The organism is Nonomuraea sp. NPDC052265 (assembly GCF_044547985.1).
Lineage (GTDB): Bacteria > Actinomycetota > Actinomycetes > Streptosporangiales > Streptosporangiaceae > Nonomuraea.
This window is the reverse complement of record NZ_JBIUBJ010000006.1, coordinates 222,999-238,133: the sequence shown is the minus strand read 5'-3', so window position 1 is coordinate 238,133 and position 15,135 is coordinate 222,999. Positions and strand designations below refer to the sequence as shown.

Here is a 15,135-nt window from a genome sequence, read left to right as displayed (position 1 = left end):
TTCTCGTGGCTGTCCGCCGCCGCGTGAACCGGGGTCAGAATGTGGCGATCGGGTTGACCGGGCTGCCGGACGTGCCGGCGAAGCGGACCGGCGCGACCGCGAGCTGGAAGTCCCACTGGCCGAGCTCGGCAGCCGTCGTCGCGCACGCCTCCAGGTCGCAGTTGTCGAGCATCCACAACCCCATGGCGACGAGGCTCACGGCGTGGACCGGCATCAACACGTCTTCGTACCCCGAGGGCTGAACGTCCTGGGGGGTGTCGGCGCCGATCAGCGCGACCTCCCGTTCGTGCAGCCACGGCAGGCAGGACGCGTGCCACCCGGCCTGCGTGAAACCGCTGACCGCACCGGATTCGTGCCGGACGCGGCCGTTGCCGGTCCGCAGGAGCACCGCGTCGCCGGGACGCACCCGCACACCCTGGCGACGCTCGGCCTCTTCGAGGTCGTCGGGAAACACCCCCTGCCCCGGTTCCAGCCACGGCACATCCCGCACGCTCGCGACGTCCAGCAGGACGCCACGCGTGACGATCCCGCTCGCCGCCGCCGTGACGGAAGCCCACCCCGATCCCGTCGCGGCGTCGACCAGCGAGTGCGGCCGCCCGTTGTACATCGTGCCGTCCCAGAAGATGTGGCACGGCGCGTCGAGGTGGGTGATGGTGTTGCCGTGGAAGGTGACGCCGAGCCGCTCGGAGGAGAAACCCCAGCGCCGGTCGTTGCGGAATCCGGGCGCCGGCATGTTCTCGGCGCCCGGCATGTCGGCGGCGCACGGGCACGTCGTCGTCGACCGCTCCATCTCCTCCGGTACGGCGACCTCCCACGCGCACGACACGCTCCTGCCGTGTCGCACGGCCCGCGCCGCCGCCAGCCGGACGTCGTCGGTGATGTGGTTCAGCGTGCCGCGCTCGTCGTCGTCGCCCCAACGCCCCCAGTTCGACAGCGTGTCGAAGTACTCCAGCACGTCGTCCTGCGTGGGGATCGGTCGCCCTGCCGTCATCCCAGCATCGACTCCTCCGGTCATGTGGTTCGAGGCACCGCAGGCAGGGTATCCCGCCCTCTCCTTCGATGTGACCTTGCCGGGTCTCGACAGCGGGTGGCGGCGGCCGGCCGTGCGGCGTCCTCGGCCGGTTCGGTCATGTGCCTCCCCGATCGGTCGGATGCGGATGGCCGGGCGAACGGTGCGCGGCCGGTCTCACGACTTCGTGGCGCCGCTGGTCAGGCCGGCCACCAGGTGACGCTGGACGACGAGGAAGACCGCCGCGGCCGGAACCGCGATGAGCACGGCCGAGGCGGTCAGCAGGCCCCAGTCGGACCAGTGCTGGCCCCCCGCCGCGGCCGTCCCGTTGTCCTCGGCCGACTACCCGGTCTGGCGCCCGACCGTCGACCTGCCTCCCGGCACCGGCGTCGAGTACAAGTACATCAAGAAGAACCCCGACGGTTCGGTCACCTGGGAATCCGGCGGCAACCGCGCCTTCACCACCCCGTCCGGCGGCACCGACACCAGGAACGACACCTGGAAGTAGCGAGCCGCGGCCCGGATCAGTGGCCGGCCCCTGACGGGGGCGGCCACTCCGGTGCCGGTGGCGCTAGGTGACTTCGGTACATACTGTACAAACTCACTTACCGTACGTGTGCATCCCTTGCTATACCGGACACCGTGGGCCCGGATGACACCTTCGACAGCGTCCGCGCGATCGCCGACGCGATCCTGTACGAGGGGTACCTGCTGTACCCCTACCGCCGCTCCTCCGGCAAGAACCGGGTCCGGTGGCAGTTCGGCGTGCTGCTGCCGCCCGCCTGGGCACGGGCCCGCGGGCTCACCGGCGCGGGCGTGGCGGGCTCGGCGGAGTCGTGGTGCCAGCAGACGGAATGCCTGCTCGAAGCGGGCGGCGAGGCCACGGTCGAGCTGCGGATCCGCTTCCTGCACCAGCAGCGGCGCCAGGTCCAGCGCCGGGACGCCGCCGGCTCCTGGCAGCCGGTCGACTCCCTGGGGGACGGGCCCACGCTGGAACTGAGCTTCGACGAGGCCGTGCCGCGCGAGTTCGACCTGCGTGCCGACACGGCCGAGCTGCTCGCGGGCGAAAGACGGATCACCGTCGGCGTGCCCGCGGGCGAGGAGATCCGGCCGCTGGACGGCGGCCGGATCGTGGTCAGCCGGTCGGCGATCCGGGCGACGGTCGTCGTCTCGGCCACGCCGTGCGCGACGACGTCCCCGCTGCTGCGCCTGCGCTGCCGCGTCGAGAACGACGACCCGGCCACCCCCGCCGACGCCACCCGCGAGGACGCGCTGCGCGCCTCGCTCCTGGGCTGCCACACCCTGCTGGCCACGGGCGGCGGCTCGTTCGTCTCCCTGCTCGACCCGCCGGAATGGGCCGAGGCGGCGGCCCGCGACTGCGTCAACGCGGGCACCTTCCCCGTGCTGGCCGGTACGCCCGGCGCGCGGGACGTGGTCCTCTCCTCCCCGATCATCCTGTACGACCACCCGCGCGTGGCCCCCGAGAGCCCCGGCGACCTGCACGACGCCACGGAGATCGACGAGATCCTGTCGCTGCGCACCCTCACGCTGACCGACGCCGAGAAGCGGGAGGCCCGCGCCACCGACGCGCGGGCCGCCGAGATCATCGACCGGGTCGACTCCATGCCGCCCGCCGCGCTGTCACGGCTGCACGGCGCGGTCCGCTCCCGCCGGCCCGCGGCGGCGGCGGACGGCGTGACGGTCGCCGGGGTCGAGGTCTCGAAGGGAAGCCGGGTCAGGCTCCGGCCGCGGCGGTCGGGCACCGACCCCCAGGACATGTTCCTCGACGGCAGGACCGGCCTGGTCGAGGACGTCCTCCAGGACGTGGACGACACCTGGCACCTGGCCGTCACCGTCGAGGACGACCCGGGCGCCGACCTGAACCGCTGGTACGGGCGCTACCGCTACTTCACCCTCGACGAGGTCGAGCCCCTGGAGGCGAGATGACGCGTGGAGGCGAGATGAGCGCCGGTGGCTCCCGGAACGTGCTCGTGGCCGGCATCGGGAACGTGTTCCTGGGCGACGACGGCTTCGGCGTCGAGGTGGTCAGGCGCCTGGACCGGGCGGAGCTGCCCGCGACGGCCGACGTCGCCGACTACGGCATCCGCGGCGTCCACCTCGCCTACGAACTGCTGGACGGCCGCTACGACACCCTGATCCTGGTCGACGCCGTCCCGCTCGACGGCCCGCCGGGGACGCTGGCCGTCATCGAGGCCGACGACCGGCCGGCCGGGGGCGACGTGGCGATCGACGGGCACGGGCTGCATCCGGACGCCGTGCTCCGGCTGCTGAACCACCTCGGCGGCGGCGTCGAGCGGGTCCTGATCGTGGGCTGCCGGCCCGCGGTCCTGGACGAGGTGATGGGGCTGTCCGAACCGGTGGCCGCCGCCGTGGACGGGGCCGTCCGCCTCGTCGCGGAGCTGGCCCGGCGGGAGGCGGCGGGAAAGATCGAGAAGGAGACCACCGATGCATGAACTGGGGCTGTGCGACGCGATCGTGGAGGCCGCGCTGGGACGGGCCGGCGGACGCCGGGTGAACGCGGTGCGCGTCCGCGTCGGCGGGCACCCGGTGGACCCGCGGGTGATCGACACGGGCTTCCGCCTGGCCGCCGCGGGCACGGTCGTGCAGGACGCGACCGTCGAACTCGTCACCGTGCCGTACGTGATGCGCTGCGCGGGATGCGGCGCCGAGCAGGAGGCCCGGACCGCCACGGACCTCCTCGCCTGCCGGAGCTGCGGCGGGATGGACGTGGAGAGCGTCACGGACGAGAGCGTCGTGGTGGAGTCGATCACGTTCGAACCGGTCCCGGAAACCGCCTGACGGACCCGCCGGCACCGGCTGGAGAACAGGCCGCTGACGTGAAGGAGAGACGTGACATGGCCGATCAGAAGAGCGGATTCGACGAGATGCACATCCTGTGGATCTCCGAGGGCATGAGCTGCGACGGCGACACCGTCTCCGTGACGGCCGCGTCCCAGCCCGCCATCGAGGACGTCGTCACCGGCCTCGTGCCGGGGCTGCCGAAGGTGCACCTGCACAACAAGGTCCTGTCCCCGACGTTGGGCGGCGAGGACTTCCTGGCCCCGTTCCGGGCCGCGGCGCGCGGCGAGCTGGAGCCGTTCATCTTCGTCCTGGAGGGGTCCGTCCCCAACGAGAGGATCAACGGCGAGGGCTACTGGACGTCGTTCGGCAACGACCCGGACACGGGCGAGCCGATGACCCTCAACACCTGGATCGACCTGCTCGCCCCCAACGCCTGGGCGGTCGTCGCGATCGGGACCTGCGCCACCTACGGCGGCATCCACGCCATGGCGGGCAACCCGACCGGCTGCATGGGCCTGGCCGACTACCTGGGCTGGGACTTCCGGTCGGCCGGCGGGCTGCCCATCGTCAACGTCCCGGGCTGCCCGGTGCAGCCGGAGAACTTCATGGAGACCCTCACCTGGGTCCTGCAGCACGCGGCCGGTTCGGCGCCGCCGCCGCCGCTGGACGCGCTGCTGCGTCCCCAGTGGCTGTTCGGCAAGACCGTGCACGAGGGCTGCGACCGTGCCGCCTACTACGAGCAGGCCGACTTCGCCAAGGACTACAACTCGCCCAAGTGCCAGGTGAAGGTCGGCTGCTGGGGGCCGGTCGTCAACTGCAACGTGCCCAAACGCGGCTGGATGAACGGGGTGGGCGGCTGCCCGAACGTCGGCGGGATCTGCATCGGCTGCACGATGCCCGGCTTCCCCGACAAGTTCATGCCGTTCATGGACATGCCGCCGGGCAGCAGCCTGTCCTCGATGCTGATCAAGCCCTACGGGGCGTTCATCCGCCGCATGCGCGGCATCACCAACAACACCGCGAACGCCGAGCCGCGGTGGCGGCACAACCGTGACGCGCTGACCAGCGGCTTCGATCCGCGGTGGCGCCCGTAAGGGCCCGCGACGCCAGAGAGGACACACCAGCACATGGCCATCTCCGAGCAGGAAGCGCCCGACCGGCGACCACCGGGGGAGCTCGTCGAGATGTCGTGGGATCCCATCACACGCATCATCGGCAACCTGGGCATCTACACGAAGATCGACTTCGCCAACCGGCGGGTCGCCGAGTGCCACAGCACCTCCTCGCTGTTCCGCGGCTACTCGGTGTTCATGAAGGGCAAGGACCCCAGGGACGCGGGCTTCATCACCAGCCGGATCTGCGGCATCTGCGGCGACAACCACACCACATGCTCGATGTACGCCCAGAACATGGCGTACGGCATCAAGACGCCGCCGATGGCCGAGTGGATCGTCAACCTCGGCGAGGCCGCCGAGTACATGTTCGACCACACGATCTTCCAGGACAACCTCGTCTTCGTGGACTTCTGCGAGGCGATGGTCAAGGAGACCAACCCGACGCTGCTGGCGCGGGCCAGGACCACCGAGGCGCCCGGGGCGGCGATCCACGGCAAGCGCACGATCGCCGACATCATGGAGGCGTTCAACCCGTTCGAGGGCGACATCTACAAGGAGGCGCTGCGGGTCAGCCGCGTCACGCGGGAGATGTTCTGCCTGATGGAGGGCCGGCACGTGCACCCGTCGACGGTCTATCCGGGCGGGGTCGGCACGATGCCGGAGCCGACGTTGTTCACCGACTACCTCTCGCGCCTGCTCGGTGTGGTGGACTTCGTCAAGAAGGCCGTCGCGCTGAACAACGACGTGTTCGACTTCTTCTACGAGGCGCTGCCCGGCTACGAGGAGGTCGGCCGCCGCCGGATCCTGCTCGGCTGCTGGGGGGCCTTCCAGGACCCGGCCGTGGTCGACTACCGCTACGAGACGATGAACGACTGGGGCAAGGCCATGTTCGTCACCCCGGGCATCGTGGTGGACGGCGAGCTGGTCACCAACAACCTCGTCGACATCAACCTCGGCATCCGCATCCTGCTCGGCAGCTCGTACTACGACGACTGGACCGCCGAGGAGCCGTTCGTCACCCACGACCCGCTCGGCAACCCGGTCGACATGCGGCACCCGTGGAACCAGACGACCCTGCCCGCGCCGCAGAAACGCGACTTCGAGGGCAACTACAGCTGGGTCATGAGCCCCCGGTGGCTCGACCCGCGCACCGGTGACCACCTCGCGCTCGACACCGGCGGCGGCGCCTTCGCCCGGCTGTACGTCACCGCCCTGTCGGGCATGGTGGACACCCCGTACGTGAAGGCGACGGGCTCGGCGGTGCAGATCTCGCTGCCGAAGGGCCGTGACCTGCCGGAGACGACCCTGGAGTGGCGCATCCCGCCCTGGTCCAACGCCCTGGAACGCAACCGGGCCCGGGTGTACTTCGTGGCCTACGCCGCGGCCATGGCGGTGTACTTCGTCGAGCAGGCCATGGAGCGCATGCGCGCCGGGGACACCAAGGTGTTCACCGACTTCGCCGTGCCGGAGGAGGCCATCGGCGTCGGGTTCCACGAGGCGGTGCGCGGCGTGCTCTCCCACCACATGGTCATCAGGGACGGCAAGATCGCCAACTACCATCCGTACCCGCCCACGCCCTGGAACGGCAGCCCGCGCGACAGCTTCGGCACGCCGGGCCCGTACGAGGACGCCGTCCAGGACATGCCGATCTTCGAGGAGAACGGCCCGGACGACTTCAAGGGCGTCGACATCATGCGCGCGGTGCGCAGCTTCGACCCCTGCCTGCCCTGCGGCGTGCACATGTACGTCGGCAAGGGACGCACGGTGAAGAAGCTGCACTCGCCGATGTTCGGAGCGGGTCATGGCTGAGCCGGACCGCCTGGACGACCAGGCGGTGGCCCGCCTGCTGGAGCGGCTGGAGGCAACCCTGGGGCGGCTGGAGGGCACGCCCGGCCCGACGGCGGAGACGGCGCTCGACGCCGTCGCGATCCTCGCCGAGGTCTACGGCGAGGCCCTGGCCCGGGTCATGGACCGCATCCCGGCCGGGACCGCCGTCGCCACCGCCCTCGCCGACGACGAGCTGCTCGGCCACCTGCTGGTGCTGCACGACATCCATCCCGAGCCGCTCCGGCGGCGGGTCGAGCGCGCGCTCGACGGCCTGGCCGGGGCCCTGCGCTCCCAGGGGGTGGAGGCGCGGCTCGCCGACGTGACGGGCGACGTCGCGCGGGTGCGGCTGACGGGCGGCTGCTCGTCCGGGTCGGAGCCGGTACGGCGGGCGGTCGAGCAGGCGGTGCGCGCCGTCGCGCCGGAGGTGCGGACGGTCGAGGTGAGCCGCGCCGCGCCGGTCGCCTTCGTCCCCGCCGACGCGCTGCTGACCCGGCCCGGCGGCGCCGCGTGAGCACGACCGCGCACGGCCGCCTGCTCGGGCGGGCCACGGGCCGCCGGAACGCGGGCGAGCGCTGCGAGCTGTGCGAGGCGCCCGTCCGGGGCGAGCACGGGCACGTCGTGGAGGCGCGCTCGGCGGAGGTGCTGTGCGCGTGCCGGGCGTGCGCGCTGCTGTTCGAGCCGGACGGCGGCGGCCACTTCCTGCGGGTGCCCGACCGGCGGCTGCGGCTGGCCGGGCTGCGGCCGGCCGATCTCGGCATCCCCGTGAGCCTGGCGTTCTTCGTCACCGCGCCGGACGGCTCGGCCACCGCGCACTACCCGAGCCCGCTGGGCGCCACCCGCAGCGACCTGGACGCCCCGGCCTGGCAGGCGGTCGCCGCCGGCGCCGGGGAACTGCGGACCATGCGGCCGCTGGTCGAGGCGCTGCTCGTCAACGGCGTTCGGGGGGCCGGCGAGTGCTGGCTGGTCCCGATCGACGACTGCTACCGGCTGATGGCCCTGGTACGAGGCGAATGGACAGGTATGTCAGGCGGCGATCAGGTATGGGCAAAGATCGCGCAGTATTTCGCCCAGCTCGACGACGCCCGGCCTCACCGGGGGTAGGACCTGCACCATGGCACACATCAAGGTGGGCAAGCCGGACGTCGCACCCGACGCGACGGCGCACGTCAAGGGCGTCGAGCAGGGCAACCGGCCCGGCGCCTACGAGCACCAGGCGGGACACCACCGGGACGGCACGGCCGACGCCCGGCGCTCGACGGGGATCCGCCCCAAGAGGCACGACCCGATCCTGCCCGTCATGCCCAACCTCCCGCCCGGCTGAGAAACCCGGCTGAGAAAGAGGAGACAGACATGCGGCGACCACGTACGACACTGCTGGCCGGGCTGGCCGGGGCGGTGCTCCTGGGGATGTTCTGGAAGGAACTCCCGGCGCTGAGGCGCTACATCAAGATCAAGCAGATGTGATCCCGGAACCATGTGTCTCGGCATCCCCGGAGAGATCGTCGAACTGCTGCCGGACCGGCCTGAGCTGGCCACCGTCGAGGTCGCGGGCGTACGCCGCGCGATCAGCGTCGGCCTGCTGGACGGTCCGGTCCGGCCCGGCGACTGGGTCCTGGTCCACGTGGGCTTCGCGATGTCGAGGATCGACGAGGCCGAGGCCGCGGCGACGCTCGCGCTGCTGAACGACCTCGGCCCCGCCTACACCGACGAGCTCCAGGCGCTCGCGGAATCCGACATCACGTGAAAGGCGCCGGCATGCGCTTCGTCGACGAGTACCGCGACGCCCAGAAGGCGCGGGCCCTGGCCGGGCGGATCGCGGAGCTGTGCGAACCCGGCCGCCGCTACACCTTCATGGAGGTGTGCGGCGGGCACACCCACACGATCTACAAGCACGGCGTCGAGGACCACCTGCCGCCGAACGTGAACCTCGTCCACGGGCCCGGCTGCCCCGTCTGCGTGATCCCCATGGGACGCATCGACGACGCGATCGCCATCGCCCGCGAACCGGACGTGATCATGACCTCGTTCGGCGACATGATGCGGGTGCCCGGCGGCGACGGCTCCTTCCTGGACGCCAAGGCCGCCGGCGCGGACATCCGCATGGTGTACTCCCCGCTCGACGCGCTGAGGATCGCCCGCCAGAACCCCGGCCGCCGGGTCGTCTTCATGGCGATCGGCTTCGAGACCACCGCGCCGTCCACGGCGATGACCGTGCTGCGCGCCGCGGCCGAAGGGCTCGGCAACTTCTCCGTCTTCTGCAACCACGTCATGATCATTCCGGCGATCAAGGCGATCCTGGACTCGCCGGACCTGCGGCTCGACGGCTTCATCGGGCCGGGCCACGTCTCCACCGTCATCGGCTGCCGGCCGTACGCGTTCATCGCCGAGGAGCACGGCAAGCCGCTCGTCTGCTGCGGGTTCGAGCCGCTGGACGTCCTGCAGTCGATCCACATGCTGCTGCGCCAGCTCGCCGAGGGGCGGGCCGAGGTGGAGAACCAGTACACGCGGGTGGTGCCGTGGGAGGGCAACGGCCGGGCGCTGGAGGCGATCGGCCGGGTCATGGAGCTGCGCCCGTACTTCGAGTGGCGCGGCCTCGGCTTCATCTCCCACTCCGCGCTGCGCCTGCGCGACGCCTACGCGGCCCACGACGCCGAACGGATCTTCCAGGTGCCGGGCGTACGGGTGGCCGACCCGAAGGCGTGCCAGTGCGGCGAGGTGCTCAAGGGCGTGCTCAAGCCGTGGGAGTGCAAGGTCTTCGGGACCGCGTGCACGCCGGAGACGCCGATCGGCACCTGCATGGTGTCCTCCGAGGGCGCCTGCGCCGCGTACTACAACTTCGGCCGGTTCACCCGCACGCGGGCCAAGGAGGCGACCACGGCATGACGACCGAGCGCACCGCCGGATGGGCCGAGCGGGCCGTCCGCGAGGCGGGCGGGCCCGCCGGCCCGGCGACCCGCGAGGAAGAGGTGCTGCTGCGCATCGAGCGCGCCCGGGGACGCAAGGCCCGGGTCCGGGAGGAGCGCATCACCCTGGCCCACGGCGCGGGCGGGAGCGCCTCGCACACGCTGGTCGAGGCCGTGTTCGTCGACGCGTTCCGCAACCCGATCCTGGAGCCGCTCGGCGACGGCGCCGTGCTGGGGGTGGCGGGCGGGCGGCTGGCCTTCAGCACCGACTCCTTCGTGGTCTTCCCGCTGTTCTTCCCCGGCGGCGACATCGGCGACCTCGCCGTCAACGGCACGGTCAACGACCTGGCCGTCTGCGGGGCCCGGCCGCTGTACCTGTCGGCCGGCTTCATCCTGGAGGAGGGCTTCCCGGTCGCCGACCTGCGGCGGATCGCCGCCTCGATGGCCGCCGCCGCGGATCGCGCCGGCGTCCAGGTGGTCACCGGGGACACCAAGGTCGTGGAACGCGGCAAGGCGGACGGATGCTACGTCACCACCGCCGGCGTGGGCGTGCTGGAGCGGGAGACGGAGCTGACGCCGTCGGCGATCAGGCCGGGCGACGCCGTCATCGTCTCGGGGCCGATCGGCGAGCACGGCGTCACCATCATGATCTCCCGTGGGGAGCTGGACATCGAGGCCGACCTGGCCTCCGACACCGCGCCGCTCAACGGCGTCGTCGCCGCGCTGCTCGACGCCGTCCCCGGGGTGCGGGTGCTGCGGGACGCCACGCGCGGAGGGGTGGCGACGGTGCTCAACGAGCTGGCCCGCTCCTCGCGGCTCGGCGTCGTGCTGGAGGAGTCGGCGGTGCCGGTCCGCCCGGTGGTGAACGGCGCCTGCGAACTGCTCGGCATCGACCCCCTGTACGTCGCCTGCGAGGGCCGGTTCGTCGCCGTGGTCGACGGCGATCAGGCCGGAAGGGCGCTGGAGGCGCTGCGCGGCCATCCTCTCGGCGCGGAGGCGGCCGTGGTCGGCCGGGTGCGTGCCAAGCCCGCGGGGCTCGTGCTGCTCGACACCGCCTTCGGCGGCACCCGGATCGTCGACATGCTGGTCGGGGACCCGCTGCCGCGCATCTGCTGAGCCCCGGCCCGACCGGCGCGGTTTATCCGGCGCGGCTTGTCCGGCGTGTGCTTGTCCGGCGCGGTCTATCCGGCGTGGTCCAGGGCGGCGGCGACGGCGGCCTGACCCAGGCTGAGGCCGCCGTCGTTGGGCGGCACCCGCGAGTGGAGGAGCACCCGCAGGCCCGCCTCCCGCAGCCCCGCCTCCATCCGCTCCAGCAGGACGACGTTCTGGAACACGCCGCCGGACAGCGCCACGTCGCGCAGCCCCGTCCGCTCGCTCAGCGTCAGCACCGCCCGCAGCAGGGCGCGGGCCAGGCCGTTGTGGAAGCGCGCGGCCACCAGCGGCGTCCGCACGCCCGCCAGCAGGTCCTCGACCGCGCCGCGGACCAGGTCGGTCCCGGACACGACCAGCTCCGGCCCGCCGGACAGCGCCGCCGGGTAGGCGGCCCGCTCGCCCGGCTCGGTGAGCTGCTCCAGTTCGATCGCGGCCTGCCCCTCGAAGAGCACCCGGTCGCGCAGCCCGGCGATCGCGGCCACCGCGTCGAACAGCCGGCCCGCGCTCGACGTGGCCGGCGCGTTCGTCCCGGTGCGGGCCAGCGACGCCACCGCCGCCCACCGGCCCCGGTGCCGCCGCACGAAGGGCAGGTCCGGTGGCGCGTCGCCGTAGATCGCATCGAGGTAGGACACGCCCATGCGCCACGGCTGCCGTACGGCCGCCGCCCCGCCGGGCATGGGCAGCGCCTCCAGGTGCCCCGCCCGCTCGAACCCCCGCAGGTCGGCGACCAGCAGCTCGCCGCCCCACAGGGTGCCGTCGGAGCCGAGGCCCAGGCCGTCCAGGGCGACGCCGATCACCGGGCCCTCCTCGCCGTTGTCGGCCAGGCAGGAGGCGATGTGGGCGTGATGGTGCTGCACGCCGATGAGCTCGACGCCGTCGAGGCCGAACGCGTACTTGGTGGACAGGTACTCCGGGTGCAGGTCGTGGGCCACGAGCCGGGGCCGGACGCCGAACAGCCGGCTCAGATGGCCGATCCCCTCCGCGTACGAGCGCAGGGTCTCGTAGTCCTCCAGGTCGCCGATGTGCTGCGACAGGACCGCGTGGCGGCCCTTGACCAGGCAGAAGGTGTTCTTCAGCTCGCCGCCGCAGGCCAGCACGTGCCGGGACGGCGGCCGTCGCAGCGGCACGGGCGCGGGCACGTACCCGCGCGAGCGGCGGACGGGCAGCTCCCGGCCGCGGAACAGGCGCACCACCGAGTCGTCGGCCCGGACGTGGATGCGCCGGTCGTGGACGAGGAAGCCGTCGGCAATGCCGGCCAGCCGGTCCAGGGCGTCGTCGTCCCGGTGCGCGATCGGCTCGTCCGACCGGTTCCCGCTGGTCAGGACCGCGGGCCGGCCGAGCCGTACGGCCAGGAGGTGGTGCAGCGGCGTCGCGGGCAGCATCACCCCCAGCTCGCGGTTGCCCGGCGCGACCGCCTCGGCGACCGGGGCCCCGCCCCGGCGCGGCAGCAGGACGACGGGCCGCCGCGGTCCGCTCAGGACGCGCTCGGCGGCCGAGGTGAGCAGGACCAGCTCGCGCGCCGCGGCCAGGTCGGCGGCCAGCACCGCGAACGGCTTGCCCTCCCTGCGCTTGCGGGCCCGCAGCGCGCCGACCGCCTGCTCGTCCCCGGCCACGGCCGCGAGGTGGTACCCGCCCACGCCCTTGACCGCCAGGATCCCGCCCCGCGCCAGCCAGAGCGCCGCCGTCCCGACCGGGTCGCCCGGTTGCGGCCGGCCGTCCGCGTCCAGCAGCCGCAGCGACGGCCCGCACGCGGGGCAGCACACCGGCTGCGCGTGGAAGCGCCGGTCGCCGGGGTCGCGGTACTCCCGCGAGCAGTGGGCGCACATCGCGAACGGGGCCATCGTGGTGTTGGGCCGGTCGTAGGGCAGGTCGGTGACGATGGTGAACCGGGGCCCGCAGGCCGTGCAGTTGGTGAAGGCGTAGCCGTGCCGGCGCGCGCCCGGGTCGGCGATCTCCGCCGCGCAGGCGTCGCACGGCGCCGTGTCCGGCGGCACGCACACCTGGCGGGCGCCCTCGCCGCGACTGGCCACGATCCGGAAGCCCGACTCCGCGACGGGCTCGGCGTCCGCCACGGTGACGCTCTCGACCAGCGCGGACGGCGGCGCCCGCCGCTCCAGCTCGGCGACGAAGGCCCGCAGCGCCGACGGCTCGCCCTGGGCCTCGATGAAAACGCCGCGCGGATCGTTGCCGACGAACCCGGCCAGCTCGTGCCGTCCGGCCAGGCCACTGACGAACGGCCGGAAGCCGACGCCCTGGACCAGCCCCTCGACCCTGATCCGGATCCGGCCGGGCCCCTCAGCCGTCACCGGTCAGCGCCCGCTGCACCAGCTCCCACAGGACGTGGTAGAGGGTCACCTGGGCCTCCTGGATCCGGTGCACCGACGGGGACGGCACGACGAACAGGTGATCGGCCAGGCCGTCCGCCGCCATCCGCCCGCCGTCACCGCCGGCCAGGCCGACGGTCAGCGCGCCCCGGCGACGCGCCTCGGCGAAGGCGTGCAGCACGTTCGCCGAGCCGCCGCTCGTCGACAGGCCCACCACGATGTCGCCGGGCCGGGCGAAGGCGGCGACCTGGCGGGCGAAGGCCAGGTCGTAGCCGACGTCGTTGGACAGCGCGGTGACGACGGCGGCGTCGGCGGCCAGGCAGGTCGCCGGGAGCCCCCGCCCGTGCGGCGGGTGGGCGAAGAGCTGGGCGAGCGCCTGCGCGTCCGTGGCGCTGCCGCCGTTGCCGACGGCGAACAGCCTGCCGCAGGACTCGAAGGCCGCCGCCGTCCGCGCCGCGCAGCGCGCCAGCTCCTCGCCGTGCAGCCCGGCGACCGTCTCCCGCAGCGCGACGATCTCGTGCGCCTTGGCCGCGCAGGAGCGGCGCACCTCCTCCAGCAGGGCGTCGGGGTCGGTGGGCCGGACGTACAGGGACGGGTAGAGGGCCTCGACGCCGGTGCCTTCCGTCGTGCTCATCCGCACTCTCCCCCCACCGCGATGGCCTCACCGGCGTGCACCAGGACGACGTCACCCGGCCCGGCCTCGACCAGGGCCACGCTGATCTCCTGCGGGCCGCCGGCGTCCCCCTGCGCGATCGCCAGGCCGTCCCCGAGCAACTCGACGACGCGCATGGGCAGCGCGAGGTCGGAACAGGTCAGGCACACCCGCTCCCCCGGCTCCTCGGTCATCGGGCCTCCTGCGGCTGGTCGAGGAAGACGTGCACCAGCTCCCAGAGCAGGTGGTAGACCGTCATGTGGATCTCCCGCACCACGCACGGGTCTCCGGACCGGGCGGCGAGGACGTGGTCCACGGCGGGGCTGCGGCCGACGGCGCCGCCGTCCCCGCCGTCCCCGCCCTCTCCGCCTTCTCCGCCCACGAGCGCGACGGTCAGCAGCCCGAGCCCGTGTGCCGCCTCCAGCCCGCGCAGCACGTCCGCGCAGCCGCCGTCCCAGGAGAACCCGAGCGCCATGTCGTGCTCGGCGGCCAGCAGGCGCACCTGCTCGGCGTAGACCTCCTCGAACCCGCTGGTCGCGGCGACGGCGGTCAGCCGGGCGGCGTCATGGCTGAGGGAGAGGGCGGGCAGGGCCCTCTTACCGACGATGACCGGGTGGACGAACTCCACGGCCACGTGCTGGGCGTCCGCCGAGGCGCCGCCGTCGCCGAAGACCAGCAGCCGGCCGCCCCGCGCGAACCGCAGGGCCATGGCCCGGCACGCCAGGGCGATCGAGGCGGCCTCCCCGGCGAGCGCCCGCCCTGGGGCGACCCGCCGCTCGAAGGCCGGCGACACAGGCGTCATCTCACCTCTCCTTCCGAAGGGCGGCGACACAGGCGTCATCTCACCTCTCCTTGCCACGAGGCGACGCGGGGACGGGACGGGCCCGCGTCATGGGACGGCGGCCGGTGTCCCTCGTCCCACAGAGCCGCGCAGGTGCGCAGGACGTCCCCCAGGTCCCGCAGCCGGATCATGGCGGCCTTCAGGTCGCTCAGACCCGAAGCGGTGATCTCGTACTTCCTGCGCGGAGGCCCCGTACGCGAGGCGGTCCACGAGGAGACCAGGCACTGGTCGCGTTCGAGGGCGCGCAGCAGCCGATAGACGTGGCCGGGCTCCACCCCCGCCACGCCCAGCTCCCCCAGCCGGTCGATCAGGTCGTAGCCGTGGCTGGGCCGGTTCCAGATCAGGAGAAGCAGGATCGGGGACAACAATCCTCGCCTCTCGCCGCCTTCCATACGAACTCCCCCGCCAGCGGAACGCACCCTCCAAGGGGTAGTAGAACGTCCACGCCTGGCGATTCCGCGGCTGCGCGCGCCGTCCTTGCCAACTTCT

General features: G+C 73.0%; 19 protein-coding genes. 13 read left to right on the top strand and 6 right to left on the bottom strand.

Annotated features, from left to right (window positions below; translation table 11 throughout):
* Positions 1-34: 34 nt before the first annotated feature.
* Positions 35-991, bottom strand: a complete 957-nt coding sequence (locus ACIHAD_RS20535; RefSeq protein ID WP_397356097.1) for a cyclase family protein — start codon at positions 989-991, stop codon at positions 35-37.
* A 277-nt stretch (positions 992-1,268) separates the two neighbouring features.
* Between ACIHAD_RS20535 and ACIHAD_RS20530 the strand changes: the two genes are divergently transcribed.
* From ACIHAD_RS20530 to hypE, 13 genes are all read left to right on the top strand, one after another.
* Positions 1,269-1,517, top strand: a complete 249-nt coding sequence (locus ACIHAD_RS20530) for a carbohydrate-binding module family 20 domain-containing protein (RefSeq protein ID WP_397356096.1) — start codon at positions 1,269-1,271, stop codon at positions 1,515-1,517.
* A 134-nt stretch (positions 1,518-1,651) separates the two neighbouring features.
* Entirely contained in the window at positions 1,652-2,956 is a 1,305-nt protein-coding gene (locus ACIHAD_RS20525) for a hypothetical protein (protein ID WP_397356095.1), read from the top strand.
* Positions 2,957-2,970: 14 nt separating this feature from the next.
* A complete protein-coding gene (locus ACIHAD_RS20520) occupies positions 2,971-3,483 on the top strand; it encodes a hydrogenase maturation protease (RefSeq protein WP_397356094.1) in 513 nt (170 codons plus the stop codon).
* Positions 3,476-3,829, top strand: coding sequence for a hydrogenase maturation nickel metallochaperone HypA (locus tag ACIHAD_RS20515; protein ID WP_397356092.1), 354 nt, complete (start codon positions 3,476-3,478; stop codon positions 3,827-3,829). Before ACIHAD_RS20520 ends, ACIHAD_RS20515 begins: the two co-directional genes overlap by 8 nt.
* A 56-nt stretch (positions 3,830-3,885) precedes the next feature.
* Positions 3,886-4,926 carry a hydrogenase expression protein HypE gene (locus ACIHAD_RS20510; RefSeq protein ID WP_397356091.1) on the top strand — a complete coding sequence of 347 codons (1,041 nt, stop codon included), beginning with the start codon at positions 3,886-3,888 and terminating at the stop codon, positions 4,924-4,926.
* Positions 4,927-4,959: 33 nt separating this feature from the next.
* The gene (locus ACIHAD_RS20505) at positions 4,960-6,756 is read left to right on the top strand and encodes a nickel-dependent hydrogenase large subunit (protein WP_397356090.1); all 1,797 of its coding nucleotides are present in this window, start codon (positions 4,960-4,962) and stop codon (positions 6,754-6,756) included.
* Positions 6,749-7,285, top strand: a complete 537-nt coding sequence (locus ACIHAD_RS20500; RefSeq protein WP_397356089.1) for a NifU family protein — start codon at positions 6,749-6,751, stop codon at positions 7,283-7,285. Before ACIHAD_RS20505 ends, ACIHAD_RS20500 begins: the two co-directional genes overlap by 8 nt.
* Positions 7,282-7,875 carry a DUF5947 family protein gene (locus tag ACIHAD_RS20495; RefSeq protein ID WP_397356088.1) on the top strand — a complete coding sequence of 198 codons (594 nt, stop codon included), beginning with the start codon at positions 7,282-7,284 and terminating at the stop codon, positions 7,873-7,875. Before ACIHAD_RS20500 ends, ACIHAD_RS20495 begins: the two co-directional genes overlap by 4 nt.
* Positions 7,876-7,885: 10 nt before the next feature.
* Positions 7,886-8,095 carry a hypothetical protein gene (locus tag ACIHAD_RS20490; RefSeq protein ID WP_397356086.1) on the top strand — a complete coding sequence of 70 codons (210 nt, stop codon included), beginning with the start codon at positions 7,886-7,888 and terminating at the stop codon, positions 8,093-8,095.
* Positions 8,096-8,124: 29 nt separating this feature from the next.
* Positions 8,125-8,238 (top strand): DUF6893 family small protein, encoded by a 114-nt coding sequence (locus ACIHAD_RS20485; RefSeq protein ID WP_397044786.1) that lies wholly within the window; start codon positions 8,125-8,127, stop codon positions 8,236-8,238.
* 10 nt (positions 8,239-8,248) lie between these two features.
* The gene (locus ACIHAD_RS20480) at positions 8,249-8,518 is read left to right on the top strand and encodes a HypC/HybG/HupF family hydrogenase formation chaperone (RefSeq protein WP_397356084.1); all 270 of its coding nucleotides are present in this window, start codon (positions 8,249-8,251) and stop codon (positions 8,516-8,518) included.
* An 11-nt stretch (positions 8,519-8,529) separates the two neighbouring features.
* Positions 8,530-9,657, top strand: a complete 1,128-nt coding sequence (gene hypD, locus ACIHAD_RS20475) for a hydrogenase formation protein HypD (protein WP_397356083.1) — start codon at positions 8,530-8,532, stop codon at positions 9,655-9,657.
* Positions 9,654-10,793, top strand: coding sequence for a hydrogenase expression/formation protein HypE (gene hypE / locus ACIHAD_RS20470; RefSeq protein ID WP_397356082.1), 1,140 nt, complete (start codon positions 9,654-9,656; stop codon positions 10,791-10,793). Before hypD ends, hypE begins: the two co-directional genes overlap by 4 nt.
* Positions 10,794-10,858: 65 nt before the next feature.
* Here the strand turns inward: hypE and hypF are convergent, their stop codons facing one another.
* Genes hypF through ACIHAD_RS20445 form a run of 5 tightly spaced genes read right to left on the bottom strand, consistent with a single transcriptional unit; the run spans position 10,859 to position 15,038 of the window.
* Positions 10,859-13,135, bottom strand: a complete 2,277-nt coding sequence (gene hypF, locus ACIHAD_RS20465) for a carbamoyltransferase HypF (protein WP_397356081.1) — start codon at positions 13,133-13,135, stop codon at positions 10,859-10,861.
* Complete coding sequence (locus tag ACIHAD_RS20460) at positions 13,125-13,787, bottom strand: SIS domain-containing protein (protein WP_397356080.1); 663 nt, start codon at positions 13,785-13,787, stop codon at positions 13,125-13,127. Before ACIHAD_RS20460 ends, hypF begins: the two co-directional genes overlap by 11 nt.
* Positions 13,784-13,999, bottom strand: coding sequence for a HypC/HybG/HupF family hydrogenase formation chaperone (locus ACIHAD_RS20455; RefSeq protein WP_397356079.1), 216 nt, complete (start codon positions 13,997-13,999; stop codon positions 13,784-13,786). Before ACIHAD_RS20455 ends, ACIHAD_RS20460 begins: the two co-directional genes overlap by 4 nt.
* Positions 13,996-14,607: an SIS domain-containing protein gene (locus tag ACIHAD_RS20450; protein ID WP_397356078.1), complete on the bottom strand. Its 612-nt coding sequence runs from the start codon at positions 14,605-14,607 to the stop codon at positions 13,996-13,998. Before ACIHAD_RS20450 ends, ACIHAD_RS20455 begins: the two co-directional genes overlap by 4 nt.
* Before the next feature lie 35 nt (positions 14,608-14,642).
* A complete protein-coding gene (locus ACIHAD_RS20445) occupies positions 14,643-15,038 on the bottom strand; it encodes a PadR family transcriptional regulator (protein ID WP_397356077.1) in 396 nt (131 codons plus the stop codon).
* Positions 15,039-15,135 lie beyond the last annotated feature (97 nt).